This window comes from Marinilactibacillus sp. XAAS-LB27 (assembly GCF_036039175.1).
Taxonomy (GTDB): domain Bacteria; phylum Bacillota; class Bacilli; order Lactobacillales; family Carnobacteriaceae_A; genus Marinilactibacillus.
On the sequence record NZ_JAYXKP010000010.1, the window covers coordinates 38,207 to 50,644 of the forward strand.

Here is a 12,438-nt window from a genome sequence, read left to right on the forward strand (position 1 = left end):
AATCTAAGGAGGAAATGTTTAAAATGGCTAAACAAAAATTTGACCGTACAAAACAACACATGAACATTGGTACAATCGGACACGTTGACCACGGTAAAACAACTTTAACTGCTGCAATTACTACTGTATTATCTCTTAAAGGATATGCAGAAGCACAAGCATACGACAGCATTGACGGAGCTGCAGAAGAAAAAGAACGTGGAATTACAATTTCTACTTCTCACGTTGAGTACGAAACTGATACTCGTCACTATGCACACGTTGACTGCCCAGGTCACGCGGATTACGTTAAAAACATGATCACTGGTGCTGCTCAAATGGACGGAGCTATCTTGGTAGTTTCTGCTGCTGATGGCCCAATGCCTCAAACTCGTGAGCACATCTTGCTTTCACGTCAAGTAGGTGTTCCATACATCGTTGTTTTCTTAAACAAAGTTGATATGGTTGATGATGAAGAATTACTAGAATTAGTTGAAATGGAAGTTCGTGACTTATTGTCTGAATATGACTTCCCAGGCGACGACATTCCTGTAGTTGCTGGTTCAGCTCTTAAAGCTCTTGAAGGCGACGAAGCTTACCAACAAAAAATTCTTGATCTTATGGAAGAAGTAGATAACTACATTCCAGCTCCAGAACGTGACGCTGATAGACCATTCATGATGCCAGTTGAGGATGTATTCTCAATTACTGGACGTGGAACTGTTGCAACTGGACGTGTTGAGTCTGGTAAAGTTTCTGTTGGTGACGAGATTGAAGTTATCGGTATCAAAGATACTGCTAAAACAACTGTTACTGGTGTTGAAATGTTCCGTAAATTGTTAGATTACGCTGAAGCGGGAGATAACATTGGAGCACTTTTACGTGGTATGTCACGTGATGACATCGAACGTGGACAAGTACTAGCTAAACCAGGTTCAATTACTCCGCATACTGTTTTTGATGCTGAAGTATATGTTCTTTCAAAAGAAGAGGGTGGACGTCACACTCCATTCTTCACTAACTACCGTCCTCAGTTCTACTTCCGTACAACTGACGTAACTGGTATCGTTGAATTGAACGAAGGTACTGAAATGGTTATGCCTGGAGACAACACAACTATGAAAGTTAGCCTTATTGCACCAATCGCTGTAGAAGACGGAACTAAATTCACTATTCGTGAAGGTGGCCGTACTGTTGGAGCGGGCGTTGTAACTAAGATCGTAGAATAATCTTTATTCTTTCGATATTCGCTTAACAATTAAATGGAGCGTCATTTCGGATTCGTCCGAAGTGACGCTTTTTTATTTCTTTATTGATAAAGAGCGTGAGTACATACTATAGAAGAAACACGTTCGAACTGTATTTCAGAAAAGAAAAAGCATCGTAAAAAAGAAATTTCCCTTTTTTATAAAATATTTTAAAAAAGGGTTGCTTCTCTATTGTATTGTATGTATACTTGTATAGGTGTCTGCGAGGTACTTATTTTTGTGTGAATCAGAGTGATTTACTGCAAGAAGGGTAATAACTTCAGATCCAGGGCTTTGAAGCGAGAGGTTGCGACACACCCGGGTGCATTGCCATGGTGGGTGAGTTGGAAAATTTTCGTGGAGCTAGGTTTATTTTTTAAATAAGCGAAGGAGGGAAAAACATGGCAAAACAAAAGATTCGTATTCGTTTGAAAGCATATGAACACCGCGTGCTTGATCAATCTGCTGATAAAATTGTAGAAACGGCAAAAAGAACTGGGGCAACTGTTTCAGGTCCAATTCCATTACCTACAGAACGTAAATTGTATACAATTATCCGTTCACCGCATAAATACAAAGATTCACGTGAGCAATTCGAAATGCGCACACACAAACGTCTAATCGACATCGTGAACCCAACACCGAAGACAGTTGATGCTTTAACTAAGCTAGACTTACCATCAGGTGTGGACATCGAAATCAAATTATAATACTAAAAAAATCATATAACGGAGGTGTACTCATGACCAAAGGAATCTTAGGTAAAAAAGTCGGAATGACACAAATCTTCAGCGAAACAGGAGAATTAGTTCCTGTAACAGTAATCGAAGCAGCTCCTAACGTAGTTTTACAAGTTAAAACTATGGCAACTGACGGTTATAACTCAGTTCAATTAGGATTCGACGACAAACGCGAAGTACTATCAAACAAACCGGCACAAGGTCATGTTAAGAAAGCTAACACGACTCCTAAGCGCTTCATTAGAGAATTACGAGATGCTGAGCTTGGAGACGTCGAAGTAGGAAACGAAATTACAGTAGCAACATTCGCAGAAGGCGACATTGTGGATGTTACTGGGACTTCAAAAGGTAAAGGATTCCAAGGTGTTATCAAACGCCACGGACAATCACGTGGGCCTGAAACTCACGGATCTCGTTATCACCGTCGTCCTGGTTCAATGGGTGGCGCATCTGATCCATCACGCGTATTCCCTGGTAAGAAATTAGCAGGACGTATGGGTGGGGACACAGTAACTGTTCAAAACCTTGAAATTGTACGTGTTGACGCTGAGCGTAACGTATTATTGATTAAAGGTAATGTACCAGGAGCTAAAAAATCACTTATTCAAATCCAATCTGCACTTAAAGCAGGAAACAAGTAATAGATTAGGAAGGGAGGACAAGCAGAATGCCAACTGTAGCGTTATACAAACAAGATGGAACGCAAAATGGTGAAGTAACATTAAATGATGCAGTCTTTGGTATCGTACCAAACGAAAGTGTCGTATTTGATGCAATTACCATGCAACGCGCTTCTTTAAGACAAGGAACACACGCGGTTAAAAACCGTAGTGCAGTACGAGGCGGTGGACGTAAACCGTGGCGTCAAAAAGGAACTGGACGTGCTCGTCAAGGGTCTATCCGTTCACCACAATGGCGTGGAGGTGGAGTAGTCTTCGGACCAACACCACGTTCATATGGCTATAAATTACCGAAAAAAGTTCGTCGTTTAGCGATTAGATCAGTACTTTCAACTAAAGTAACAGATCAAGAGTTAGTCGTAGTAGATGGTTTGAACTTTGACGCACCAAAAACTAAAGAGTTCAGAGCTGTTCTAACAAACTTAGATGCTGGCAAAAAGGTCTTAGTAGTGTTGGAAAACGACAATGAATTTGCAGCGCTGTCAGCTCGCAACCTTCCAGGGGTAAAAGTTGTTGCACCAAACAACGTATCTGTACTGGACGTAGTTGCTCATGACAAGCTCATCTTAACGAAGGCTGCTCTGGAAAAAGTAGAGGAGGCACTTCAATAATGAATGCACGTGACGTAATTTTACGCCCGATCATCACTGAAGCTTCTATGAATGCTATGGACGATAAAAAGTACACATTCGAAGTAGATGTTCGCGCTAAGAAAACTACAGTAAAACAAGCTATCGAAGAAATTTTCGATGTTAAAGTTAAAAAAGTAAACATCATCAACACTGCTCCAAAACCAAAACGTATGGGTCGTTACATGGGCTATACTAAAAAACGTCGTAAAGCGATCGTTACTTTAACGACTGAATCGAATGATATTACTATCTTCGGAGAAGAAAACGAATAAGCACTTACTTCTAGAAAAGTAAGCTATATGATTATTACAAGGAGGGAATTTGCGTGGCGATTAAAAAGTACAAACCTACCACAAACGGACGTCGTAACATGACTGGGTCAGATTTCGCTGAAATCACAACTAGCACACCAGAAAAAACTTTGCTAGCTCCAAGCCCAAAACGTGCTGGACGTAACAATAAAGGTAGAATCACTGTCCGTCATCAAGGCGGCGGCCACAAGCAAAGATACCGTATTATTGATTTCAAACGTCAAAAAGATGGCGTTCGCGGTATTGTAAAAACAGTTGAGTATGATCCAAACCGCTCAGCAAACATTTCATTGATCCAATACGAAGATGGTGTTAAAACTTACATTTTAGCTCCTAAAGGTATCGAAGTTGGACAAAACATTATGTCTGGTGAAGATGTAGATATCAAAGTTGGTAATGCACTTCCACTAGCAAACATTCCTGTTGGTTCTGTTATCCACAACATCGAGTTGAAACCTGGTAAAGGTGGACAATTAGCTCGTTCAGCTGGAACTTCTGCTCAAATCCTTGGTAAAGAAGGAAAATACGTATTAGTACGTTTGAGATCTGGAGAAAGCCGTCTGATTCTTGCTAGCTGCCGTGCAACTCTTGGTTCAGTTGGTAACGAACAACACGAATTAATTAACATTGGTAAAGCCGGTCGTAACCGTTGGAAAGGCAAACGTCCTTCAGTTCGTGGATCTGTAATGAACCCGAATGATCACCCACACGGTGGTGGTGAAGGTAAAGCTCCAATCGGACGTCCAAGCCCAATGACTCCATGGGGTAAACCTACTCTTGGTAAGAAAACACGTAATGGTAAGAATCGTTCAGATAAACTTATCGTTCGTCGTCGTAAAAAATAATTTAAAACTTAAATGAAGAAAATTCAGGATTTATCCTGGAAGGAGGGCAATACATGAGCCGTAGTTTGAAAAAGGGACCTTTCGTCGATGCTCATTTGATGAAAAAAGTTCGTGAACTTGGTGAAGACAACAAACGTGTTATCAAAACATGGTCACGTCGCTCAACGATCTTCCCGAACTTTGTAGGTCACACCATTGCCGTATATGATGGAAGAAAACACGTGCCAGTTTATGTTCAAGAGGACATGGTTGGTCACAAACTTGGTGAATTCGCACCAACAAGAACATACCGTGGACACGGTAAAGATGATCGCACAACTAAACGTTAATAGCGAAGGGAGGAAATTTCCATGGCAGAAACAGTAACAGCCGCAAAAGCAACTGCTCGTACAGTTCGTATTGCACCTCGTAAAGCTAGATTAGTAGTCGATACTATTCGTGGTAAAAGTGCTGCAGAAGCTATTTCTATCCTTCGCTTCACTAACCGCGGAGCATCTGAAGAGGTAGAAAAAGTTTTAATGTCAGCAATTGCGAACGCTGAGCATAATTATGATATGGATATAGAAGAATTATTTGTAAGTGAAGCCTATGTCAACGAAGGAGCTACTTTAAAAAGATTCCGTCCGCGCGCAAAAGGTGCAGCTTCAAGAATCAACAAACGTACTAGCCACATTACAGTAGTGGTATCAGAGAAGAAGGAGGGGTAATCTGTGGGACAAAAAATAAACCCTAATGGTATGCGTGTTGGCGTCATCCGTGATTGGGACGCTAAATGGTATGCAGAAAAAGACTTTGCGGACACATTGCTAGAAGACTTAGCTGTTCGTGAATATATTGCAGAAAAATTAAGCACTGCTTCAGTTTCACGTGTTGAAATCGAACGTGCTGCAAACAGAATCAACTTGTCAATTCACACTGCTAAACCAGGTATGGTTATTGGTAAAGGTGGATCAGAAGTTGACTCATTAAGAAATAACTTGAACAGTATGACTGGCAAACGTGTTCACGTCAATATTGTTGAAATTAAAAGACCTGATATGGACGCTACTTTGGTAGCTAAAAGTATCGCTGAACAACTTGAAAACCGTATCTCATTCCGTCGTGCTCAGAAACAAGCAATTCAACGTACAATGCGTTCTGGCGCTAAAGGAATCCGTACTATGGTTTCAGGTCGTTTAAATGGGGCAGACATGGCCCGTAACGAAAGCTTTTCTGAAGGAACAGTTCCATTGCACACTATCCGTGCTGATATCGATTTTGCTAACGAAGAAGCAGATACAACTTACGGTAAAATCGGCGTAAAAGTATGGATCTACAAAGGAGAAGTTCTTCCAGGAAAGACTCAGAACATGAAAGGAGGAAAATAATCAATGTTAGTACCAAAACGTGTAAAACACCGTCGTGAATTCCGTGGTAAAATGCGAGGAGAAGCGAAAGGTGGAAAAGAAATTGCTTACGGTCAATACGGCTTACAAGCAGTTGACTCAACTTGGATCACAAGTCGTCAGATAGAGTCTGCTCGTATCGCTATGACACGTTACATGAAACGTGGTGGGAAAGTATGGATTAAAATCTTCCCTCACAAACCGGTGACAGCTAAAGCAATTGGTGTACGTATGGGTTCCGGTAAAGGAGCTCCTGAGGGCTGGGTAGCACCCGTAAAACGTGGTAAAATCATGTTTGAAATCGGTGGCGTATCTGAAGAAGTAGCTCGCGAAGCATTGCGTTTAGCTTCACACAAACTACCAGTTAAAACTAAGGTAGTAACTCGTGAAGAAAGTGGTGACTCACATGAAGGCTAATGAATTAAAAGGCTTATCCACTACTGAATTAATTAAAAAAGAAGCAGAGTACAAAGAAGAATTATTCAACTTGCGCTTTCAGTTAGCAACAGGACAACTAGAAAACACATCTCGCATTAAAGATGTACGTAAAAACATCGCACGTGTAAAAACAGTTTTGCGTCAGGCTGAACTAGTTAAGTAATCGTGACGGATCTGTATTCAAAGGAGGCTGGAAAATGGCTGAACGTAATGATCGTAAAGTATATCAAGGTAAAGTTGTTTCAGACAAGATGGATAAAACTATCGTTGTAGAAATCTCTACACAAAAACAACATACTAAATACCATAAACGCATGAAATACTCTACAAAATTCAAAGCTCATGACGAAGACAATACTGCCAAAATAGGTGATGTCGTTAAAATCATGGAAACTCGTCCATTATCTAAAGATAAACGATTCCGTTTATTAGAAGTGGTTGAAGTAGCAGTAGTATTATAGAAAAAAGTATTGCTAGCCTAACAGGCTACGCAGCGAAGAGTGTATCTTCGTGAGTTTGAAAGGAGGATCCTAACGTGATTCAAACAGAAAGTCGAATGAAAGTTGCTGACAACTCTGGTGCACGCGAAGTACTTGTAATTAAAGTATTAGGCGGATCAGGTGCAAAGACTGCCAATATCGGAGACGAAGTAGTTGTAACTGTTAAACATGCAACACCAGGCGGCGTTGTTAAAAAAGGTGAAGTTGTTCGTGCGGTTATCGTTCGTACAAAATCAGGAGCTCGTCGTTCAGACGGTTCATATATTAAATTTGACGAAAATGCTTGTGTTATTATTCGTGAAGACAAAGCACCACGTGGAACACGTATCTTCGGACCAGTTGCTCGTGAATTGCGTGAGAATGACTTTATGAGAATTGTTTCGTTAGCTCCGGAAGTTCTTTAATTCCGACAAATGTCATAAGGAGGTGCGCTAGAGAATGTTTGTAAAATCAGGAGATAAAGTTAAAATTTTAGCTGGTAAAGACAAAGGCAAGCAAGGTACGATCAAAACTGCTTTGCCAAAACAAAACAAAGTAATCGTTGAAGGTATTAATATCATGAAGAAACATACCCGTCCTACTGGTATGGGCCAAGAAGGCGGAATAGTCGAGATTGAAGCGCCTATTCACGTATCTAACGTTCAATTGATTGATCCTAAAACAGATGAACCTACAAGAGTAGGATATAAATTCGAAGATGGTAAGAAAGTACGTTACGCTAAGAAATCAGGCGAAACACTTTAATATAGTAGGGAAGGAGGGCATTCATAAATGACACGCCTTAAAGATAAATATCTTAATGATGTACGTCCGTCATTAGTTGAAAAATTTGAGTATAATTCAGTTATGCAAGCACCTGTTGTAGACAAAATCGTCTTAAACATCGGTGTTGGTGACGCTGTATCAAATACTAAAAATCTAGACAAAGCTGTAGAAGAATTAACACTTATTGCAGGACAGAAACCTATCGTTACTCATGCTAAAAAATCTATTGCTGCTTTTCGTTTACGTGAAGGTATGCCAATTGGTACTAAAGTAACTTTACGTGGTGAACGTATGTATGATTTCTTGGACAAATTAGTAACTGTTTCTCTACCTCGTGTACGTGACTTCCGTGGAGTTAGCAAAAATGCTTTCGACGGACGTGGAAACTACACGCTAGGTGTTAAAGAGCAACTGATCTTCCCAGAGATCGACTATGATGATGTTGATAAAGTTCGCGGAATGGACATCGTTATCGTTACAACGGCTAATACAGATGAAGAAGCTCGTGAATTACTTGGACAATTGGGAATGCCGTTCCAAAAATAACCACGACACCTTATTAGGAGGGAAAATGTAGAAATGGCTAAAAAATCGATGATTCAAAAGAATAAAAAACCAGCCAAGTTTTCGACTCGTGAGTATACTCGTTGTGAACGTTGTGGACGCCCACATTCAGTATATCAACAATTTAAATTGTGCCGTATTTGCTTGCGTGAGCTAGCTTATAAAGGACAAATTCCAGGCTTGAAAAAAGCAAGCTGGTAAAAATAGAAAACTTGTCACAAAGGAGGATATAACGAATGGTCATGACAGATCCTATCGCAGATTTCTTGACTCGTGTACGTAATGCTAATAATGCTCGTCATACGAAAGTAGAAATTCCTGCTTCAAACATTAAAAAAGGTATGGCCCAAATCCTGAAAAATGAAGGATTCGTAAAAGATATCGAATTCGTGGAAGATGACAAACAAGGAATCGTCCGCATTTTCTTGAAATATGGTCAAAATGACGAACGCGTTATTACTGGCTTGAAACGTATTTCAAAACCAGGTTTGCGTGTTTACGTAAAAGCAGAAGAAATGCCAAAAGTATTGAACGGTTTAGGAGTTGCGCTTGTTTCTACGTCTGAAGGCGTTGTAACTGATAAAACTGCTCGTTCTAAAAACATCGGTGGAGAAGTCCTCGCGTACGTTTGGTAATAAACATAAAGAATGAAGGAGGTGCCGTACTTTGAGTCGTATCGGAAATAAACCTATTACTATTCCAGAAGGTGTAGAAATCGACCTTAACGGAACAGAAATCACAGTTAAAGGTAAAAATGGCGAGTTATCTCGTACATTAAGCCCAGTTATTTCAATTAACATTGAAGATAACGTAATGACATTTACAAGACCTGATGAATCTAAAGCAAGCCGTACTATCCATGGAACTACACGCGCTGTCGTGAACAACATGGTAGAAGGTGTTACTGAAGGATTCCAGAAAACACTTGAATTGATCGGTGTTGGTTACCGTGCACAATTGCAAGGTAAAACATTAGTATTAAACGTTGGTCTTTCACACACAGTTGAATTCGAAGAAATCGAAGGCTTAACTGTTGAAGTTCCATCAAATACTACTGTAGTAGTTAAAGGTGCTAACAAAGAAAAAGTTGGCGCATTAGCTGCAAACATTAGAGCCGTTCGTCCCCCTGAGCCATATAAAGGTAAAGGAATTCGTTACCAAGGCGAGCAAGTTCGTCGTAAAGAAGGTAAAACAGGTAAATAATGCATTCAAGTCGAACTTAAACTTGGAATGTCTAAAATCAGTTGCAGATCATACCCTGCGTATGATCTTACTGCTCGGTTTGAAACTATTCCGACGTATTTCTGTGTCAGTTAGCTGACATCAGTGATCAAGCCGTTCGACTTAACTTTGCGTTTTCCTGAAGAACACAATACTCAATTCGAACTGAGTAAATAACTATGAAGAGGTGACAATTGTGATTACAAAACCAGATAAAAATAAGTTACGTCAAAAAAGACACAACCGTGTCCGTAGAAATCTTTCTGGTACTGCAGCGCGCCCACGTTTGAACGTATTCCGTTCTAATAAACACATCTATGCTCAAGTAATTGATGACGTAGAGGGTGTAACGCTCGCAAGTGCATCTACTTTGGATACTGATGTTTCAGGAGATTCTAAAGTTGCTTTAGCAGCATCTGTTGGAAAATTAGTAGCTGAACGTGCAAGTGAGAAAAACGTTACAGAAGTAGTATTTGATCGTGGTGGATATCAATATCACGGGCGTGTTAAAGCATTAGCTGACGCAGCTCGCGAAAACGGACTAACATTCTAGAGTAAAGGAGGAGTTAAGGTACATGACAACTCATATTGATGCAGCAAAATTAGACATTGAAGACCGCGTAGTAGAAATTAACCGCGTAACTAAAGTTGTTAAAGGTGGACGTCGTCTACGTTTCGCAGCGCTAGTAGTCGTTGGAGACAAAAATGGACATGTAGGATTCGGTACTGGTAAAGCACAAGAAGTTCCTGAAGCAATCCGTAAAGCGATTGAAGCAGCTAAAACTAACCTTGTACAAGTACCAATGGTCGGAACTACAATACCTCACGAAGTTATCGGACGCCACGGTGGCGGAAATATCATCATGAAACCAGCCGTAGCCGGTTCTGGAATTTCTGCTGGTGGACCTGTTCGTGCCGTACTGGAATTAGCTGGTGTACAAGATGTTTCATCTAAATCAGTTGGATCTAGTTCTCCAATCAACATGGTTCGAGCAACTATCGATGGTATTAGTCAATTAAAACGCGCTGAAGAAGTTGCAAAACTTCGTGGCAAATCTGTAGAAGAATTACTTGGATAAGGAGGGATGACACAATGGCAAATCTAGAAATTACTTTAAAGCGTAGTTTAATTGGTCGTCCTCAAAACCAACATCAGGTAGTTAAATCTTTAGGTCTTAGAAAAACAAACTCTTCTGTTGTGAGACCAGATAATGATGCAGTTAGAGGCGCAATCAAGAAAATCGCTCATTTAATTGAAGTAAAAGAAGTTCAATAAGTTTAAGTTTAACTAAAGGAGGTGCCAAGATTTATGAAACTTCATGAATTAAAACCTGCAGAAGGTTCTCGTAAGACACGTAACCGTGTTGGTCGTGGTTCGTCTTCTGGTAATGGTAAAACATCAGGTCGTGGTCAAAAAGGACAAAAAGCTCGTTCAGGTGGTGGAACTCGTCTAGGGTTCGAAGGTGGACAAACTCCATTATTCCAAACATTACCAAAACGTGGGTTTACAAACTACAACCGTAAAGAATTCGCGATCGTTAACTTAGATTCATTGAATCGTTTTGACGCAGATACAGAAGTAACTCCAGAATTATTGATATCAACAGGTGTTGTTAAAAATAAAAAATCCGGTGTGAAAGTATTGGCGAAAGGAAACGTTGATCGCAAACTTACTGTTAAAGCACACAAGTTTTCAACTGCTGCGAAAGAAGCGATTGAAGCTGCCGGTGGATCAGTAGAGGTGATCTAATTTATGATCGAGCTGATTAAAGGTGCGTTTAAAGAAAAAGATGTTCGAACACGAGTGTTGTTCACTCTTGGAATTTTAATTGTATTTCGTTTAGGTACCCATATAACGGTCCCAGGCGTTAATACAAATGCACTTACCGATTTGTCTTCAACAGGACTATTTGGACTCTTGGATACACTTGGTGGGGGAGCCTTAGGGAGTTACTCAGTTTTCGCTCTAGGCGTTTCACCATATATCACAGCTTCAATCGTGGTTCAGCTTCTTCAGATGGATGTCCTTCCGAAATTCAAGGAATGGGCAGAACAAGGAGAAGTTGGAAGAAAGAAGCTTAATCAGGTAACTCGCTATTTAACGATTGTCTTAGCTTTTTTCCAAGCAATGGGTATCTCTTATGGGTTTAATGCATTAACTGAATTTGGGCTGGTGAATAATCCTGGGCCGTCAACGTATATCGCGATTGCGGTTATGCTGACTGCGGGAACGATGCTTGTAATGTGGTTAGGTGAGATGATAACAGTGCATGGTTTCGGAAACGGAACTTCACTAATCATTTTCTCTGGTATCGTTGCACGCCTTCCTCAGGACATCGTTGAATTCTACAATGTTCAGATCCGTAACGCCGGTGATGAGATTGTTCAAAGTCTTGTGTTTACTGTTGCAGTAATCATGGCCATTGTCATTCTTATTATCTTTGTTACCTATATGGAAAATGCTAAACGCAATATTCCTGTACGTTATTCAAAACGTGCAAGTGATACAAAAGATGGTGCAGTACTGCCACTTAAAGTCAACTCAGCAGGTGTTATCCCTGTTATCTTTGCGAGTTCATTCTTATCAACTCCGCAAATTATACTTGGATATTTTGCTTCAAGTCATCAGAATGCTGGATGGTTCCAATTCTTGAATAGTATATTCAATTTACAAGAACCAGCCGGAGCTGCTTTGTATCTTCTGTTGATCGTTGTATTCACGTACTTCTATGCATTTATTCAGGTCAACCCTGAAAAAGCTGCTGAAAATCTTCAGAAACAAAACGGTTATATTCCTAGTATTCGTCCTGGTAAAGCTACGGAAGAGTATCTTGGATATATGCTGATTCGATTGAGTACAGCTGGTGCGTTGTATTTAGGTGTCATATCTATACTTCCTATAATAGCTTCAGCACTTTGGAATCTTCCTAGTTCGATCGCATTAGGTGGTACTAGTCTACTAATTGTAGTCGGTGTGGCACTTGATTCAATGAGACAACTAGAAGGGCTACTCAGTAAAAAAAGCTATCAAGGATTTATTCAAAGATAAAGTTGAATCTTTTATCCTTTGTACGAAAATAGACGATTTGCCCCATAGGTATTTATAGCCTCATCGATGGGTAAATCGATCT

At 40.2% G+C, this 12,438-nt stretch carries 23 protein-coding genes; all 23 read left to right on the plus strand.

The window, feature by feature from the left end; genetic code table 11:
* Positions 1–23: 23 nt before the first annotated feature.
* Positions 24–1,208, plus strand: a complete 1,185-nt coding sequence (tuf, locus tag VXN63_RS11250; RefSeq protein WP_327758176.1) for an elongation factor Tu — start codon at positions 24–26, stop codon at positions 1,206–1,208.
* 419 nt (positions 1,209–1,627) lie between these two features.
* A complete protein-coding gene (gene rpsJ / locus VXN63_RS11255) occupies positions 1,628–1,936 on the plus strand; it encodes a 30S ribosomal protein S10 (protein ID WP_072693478.1) in 309 nt (102 codons plus the stop codon).
* A 32-nt stretch (positions 1,937–1,968) separates the two neighbouring features.
* Positions 1,969–2,607 carry a 50S ribosomal protein L3 gene (rplC, locus tag VXN63_RS11260; protein ID WP_225744927.1) on the plus strand — a complete coding sequence of 213 codons (639 nt, stop codon included), beginning with the start codon at positions 1,969–1,971 and terminating at the stop codon, positions 2,605–2,607.
* 26 nt (positions 2,608–2,633) lie between these two features.
* Positions 2,634–3,257 (plus strand): 50S ribosomal protein L4, encoded by a 624-nt coding sequence (rplD, locus tag VXN63_RS11265; protein ID WP_327758177.1) that lies wholly within the window; start codon positions 2,634–2,636, stop codon positions 3,255–3,257.
* Positions 3,257–3,550, plus strand: a complete 294-nt coding sequence (gene rplW / locus VXN63_RS11270) for a 50S ribosomal protein L23 (RefSeq protein ID WP_225744925.1) — start codon at positions 3,257–3,259, stop codon at positions 3,548–3,550. Before rplD ends, rplW begins: the two co-directional genes overlap by 1 nt.
* A 53-nt stretch (positions 3,551–3,603) precedes the next feature.
* Positions 3,604–4,434 carry a 50S ribosomal protein L2 gene (rplB, locus tag VXN63_RS11275; RefSeq protein ID WP_327758178.1) on the plus strand — a complete coding sequence of 277 codons (831 nt, stop codon included), beginning with the start codon at positions 3,604–3,606 and terminating at the stop codon, positions 4,432–4,434.
* Positions 4,435–4,487: 53 nt separating this feature from the next.
* A complete protein-coding gene (gene rpsS, locus VXN63_RS11280) occupies positions 4,488–4,763 on the plus strand; it encodes a 30S ribosomal protein S19 (protein WP_225744923.1) in 276 nt (91 codons plus the stop codon).
* Positions 4,764–4,784: 21 nt separating this feature from the next.
* Entirely contained in the window at positions 4,785–5,141 is a 357-nt protein-coding gene (rplV, locus tag VXN63_RS11285; protein WP_208559786.1) for a 50S ribosomal protein L22, read from the plus strand.
* A 3-nt stretch (positions 5,142–5,144) separates the two neighbouring features.
* The gene (rpsC, locus tag VXN63_RS11290; protein ID WP_327758179.1) at positions 5,145–5,801 is read left to right on the plus strand and encodes a 30S ribosomal protein S3; all 657 of its coding nucleotides are present in this window, start codon (positions 5,145–5,147) and stop codon (positions 5,799–5,801) included.
* A 3-nt stretch (positions 5,802–5,804) separates the two neighbouring features.
* The gene (rplP, locus tag VXN63_RS11295) at positions 5,805–6,236 is read left to right on the plus strand and encodes a 50S ribosomal protein L16 (protein ID WP_225744921.1); all 432 of its coding nucleotides are present in this window, start codon (positions 5,805–5,807) and stop codon (positions 6,234–6,236) included.
* Entirely contained in the window at positions 6,226–6,420 is a 195-nt protein-coding gene (gene rpmC / locus VXN63_RS11300; protein WP_327758180.1) for a 50S ribosomal protein L29, read from the plus strand. The genes rplP and rpmC overlap by 11 nt, the downstream gene beginning before the upstream one ends.
* Before the next feature lie 34 nt (positions 6,421–6,454).
* The gene (gene rpsQ, locus VXN63_RS11305) at positions 6,455–6,718 is read left to right on the plus strand and encodes a 30S ribosomal protein S17 (protein ID WP_327758181.1); all 264 of its coding nucleotides are present in this window, start codon (positions 6,455–6,457) and stop codon (positions 6,716–6,718) included.
* 74 nt (positions 6,719–6,792) lie between these two features.
* Positions 6,793–7,161, plus strand: coding sequence for a 50S ribosomal protein L14 (gene rplN / locus VXN63_RS11310; protein ID WP_225744919.1), 369 nt, complete (start codon positions 6,793–6,795; stop codon positions 7,159–7,161).
* A gap of 34 nt (positions 7,162–7,195) precedes the next feature.
* Positions 7,196–7,501, plus strand: a complete 306-nt coding sequence (rplX, locus tag VXN63_RS11315; protein ID WP_225744918.1) for a 50S ribosomal protein L24 — start codon at positions 7,196–7,198, stop codon at positions 7,499–7,501.
* A gap of 27 nt (positions 7,502–7,528) precedes the next feature.
* A complete protein-coding gene (gene rplE, locus VXN63_RS11320; protein ID WP_327758182.1) occupies positions 7,529–8,068 on the plus strand; it encodes a 50S ribosomal protein L5 in 540 nt (179 codons plus the stop codon).
* A 33-nt stretch (positions 8,069–8,101) separates the two neighbouring features.
* Complete coding sequence (locus VXN63_RS11325; RefSeq protein ID WP_208559775.1) at positions 8,102–8,287, plus strand: type Z 30S ribosomal protein S14; 186 nt, start codon at positions 8,102–8,104, stop codon at positions 8,285–8,287.
* 35 nt (positions 8,288–8,322) lie between these two features.
* Positions 8,323–8,721 (plus strand): 30S ribosomal protein S8, encoded by a 399-nt coding sequence (rpsH, locus tag VXN63_RS11330; RefSeq protein WP_225744916.1) that lies wholly within the window; start codon positions 8,323–8,325, stop codon positions 8,719–8,721.
* Between the two features lie 31 nt (positions 8,722–8,752).
* Positions 8,753–9,289 carry a 50S ribosomal protein L6 gene (gene rplF, locus VXN63_RS11335; RefSeq protein ID WP_327758183.1) on the plus strand — a complete coding sequence of 179 codons (537 nt, stop codon included), beginning with the start codon at positions 8,753–8,755 and terminating at the stop codon, positions 9,287–9,289.
* A gap of 205 nt (positions 9,290–9,494) precedes the next feature.
* Positions 9,495–9,860: a 50S ribosomal protein L18 gene (gene rplR, locus VXN63_RS11340; RefSeq protein WP_327758184.1), complete on the plus strand. Its 366-nt coding sequence runs from the start codon at positions 9,495–9,497 to the stop codon at positions 9,858–9,860.
* Between the two features lie 22 nt (positions 9,861–9,882).
* Positions 9,883–10,386, plus strand: a complete 504-nt coding sequence (rpsE, locus tag VXN63_RS11345; protein WP_327758185.1) for a 30S ribosomal protein S5 — start codon at positions 9,883–9,885, stop codon at positions 10,384–10,386.
* A gap of 14 nt (positions 10,387–10,400) precedes the next feature.
* Complete coding sequence (gene rpmD / locus VXN63_RS11350; RefSeq protein WP_327758186.1) at positions 10,401–10,583, plus strand: 50S ribosomal protein L30; 183 nt, start codon at positions 10,401–10,403, stop codon at positions 10,581–10,583.
* A gap of 33 nt (positions 10,584–10,616) precedes the next feature.
* Entirely contained in the window at positions 10,617–11,057 is a 441-nt protein-coding gene (gene rplO, locus VXN63_RS11355) for a 50S ribosomal protein L15 (RefSeq protein WP_327758187.1), read from the plus strand.
* Positions 11,058–11,060: 3 nt separating this feature from the next.
* Positions 11,061–12,356, plus strand: a complete 1,296-nt coding sequence (gene secY, locus VXN63_RS11360) for a preprotein translocase subunit SecY (RefSeq protein WP_327758188.1) — start codon at positions 11,061–11,063, stop codon at positions 12,354–12,356.
* Positions 12,357–12,438 lie beyond the last annotated feature (82 nt).

Bases quoted from the DNA above. Each gene is read 5' to 3' on its own strand.
- tuf (WP_327758176.1), top strand. From the start codon at position 24: ATGGCTAAACAAAAATTTGACCGTACAAAACAACACATGAACATTGGT.
- rplW (WP_225744925.1), top strand. From the start codon at position 3,257: ATGAATGCACGTGACGTAATTTTACGCCCGATCATCACTGAAGCTTCT.
- rplP (WP_225744921.1), top strand. From the start codon at position 5,805: ATGTTAGTACCAAAACGTGTAAAACACCGTCGTGAATTCCGTGGTAAA.
- rplO (WP_327758187.1), top strand. From the start codon at position 10,617: ATGAAACTTCATGAATTAAAACCTGCAGAAGGTTCTCGTAAGACACGT.
- rpsE (WP_327758185.1), top strand. From the start codon at position 9,883: ATGACAACTCATATTGATGCAGCAAAATTAGACATTGAAGACCGCGTA.
- rplC (WP_225744927.1), top strand. From the start codon at position 1,969: ATGACCAAAGGAATCTTAGGTAAAAAAGTCGGAATGACACAAATCTTC.
- secY (WP_327758188.1), top strand. From the start codon at position 11,061: ATGATCGAGCTGATTAAAGGTGCGTTTAAAGAAAAAGATGTTCGAACA.
- rplD (WP_327758177.1), top strand. From the start codon at position 2,634: ATGCCAACTGTAGCGTTATACAAACAAGATGGAACGCAAAATGGTGAA.
- rpmC (WP_327758180.1), top strand. From the start codon at position 6,226: ATGAAGGCTAATGAATTAAAAGGCTTATCCACTACTGAATTAATTAAA.
- rpsQ (WP_327758181.1), top strand. From the start codon at position 6,455: ATGGCTGAACGTAATGATCGTAAAGTATATCAAGGTAAAGTTGTTTCA.
- VXN63_RS11325 (WP_208559775.1), top strand. From the start codon at position 8,102: ATGGCTAAAAAATCGATGATTCAAAAGAATAAAAAACCAGCCAAGTTT.
- rpsS (WP_225744923.1), top strand. From the start codon at position 4,488: ATGAGCCGTAGTTTGAAAAAGGGACCTTTCGTCGATGCTCATTTGATG.
- rpmD (WP_327758186.1), top strand. From the start codon at position 10,401: ATGGCAAATCTAGAAATTACTTTAAAGCGTAGTTTAATTGGTCGTCCT.
- rplX (WP_225744918.1), top strand. From the start codon at position 7,196: ATGTTTGTAAAATCAGGAGATAAAGTTAAAATTTTAGCTGGTAAAGAC.
- rplE (WP_327758182.1), top strand. From the start codon at position 7,529: ATGACACGCCTTAAAGATAAATATCTTAATGATGTACGTCCGTCATTA.
- rpsH (WP_225744916.1), top strand. From the start codon at position 8,323: ATGGTCATGACAGATCCTATCGCAGATTTCTTGACTCGTGTACGTAAT.
- rplV (WP_208559786.1), top strand. From the start codon at position 4,785: ATGGCAGAAACAGTAACAGCCGCAAAAGCAACTGCTCGTACAGTTCGT.
- rpsJ (WP_072693478.1), top strand. From the start codon at position 1,628: ATGGCAAAACAAAAGATTCGTATTCGTTTGAAAGCATATGAACACCGC.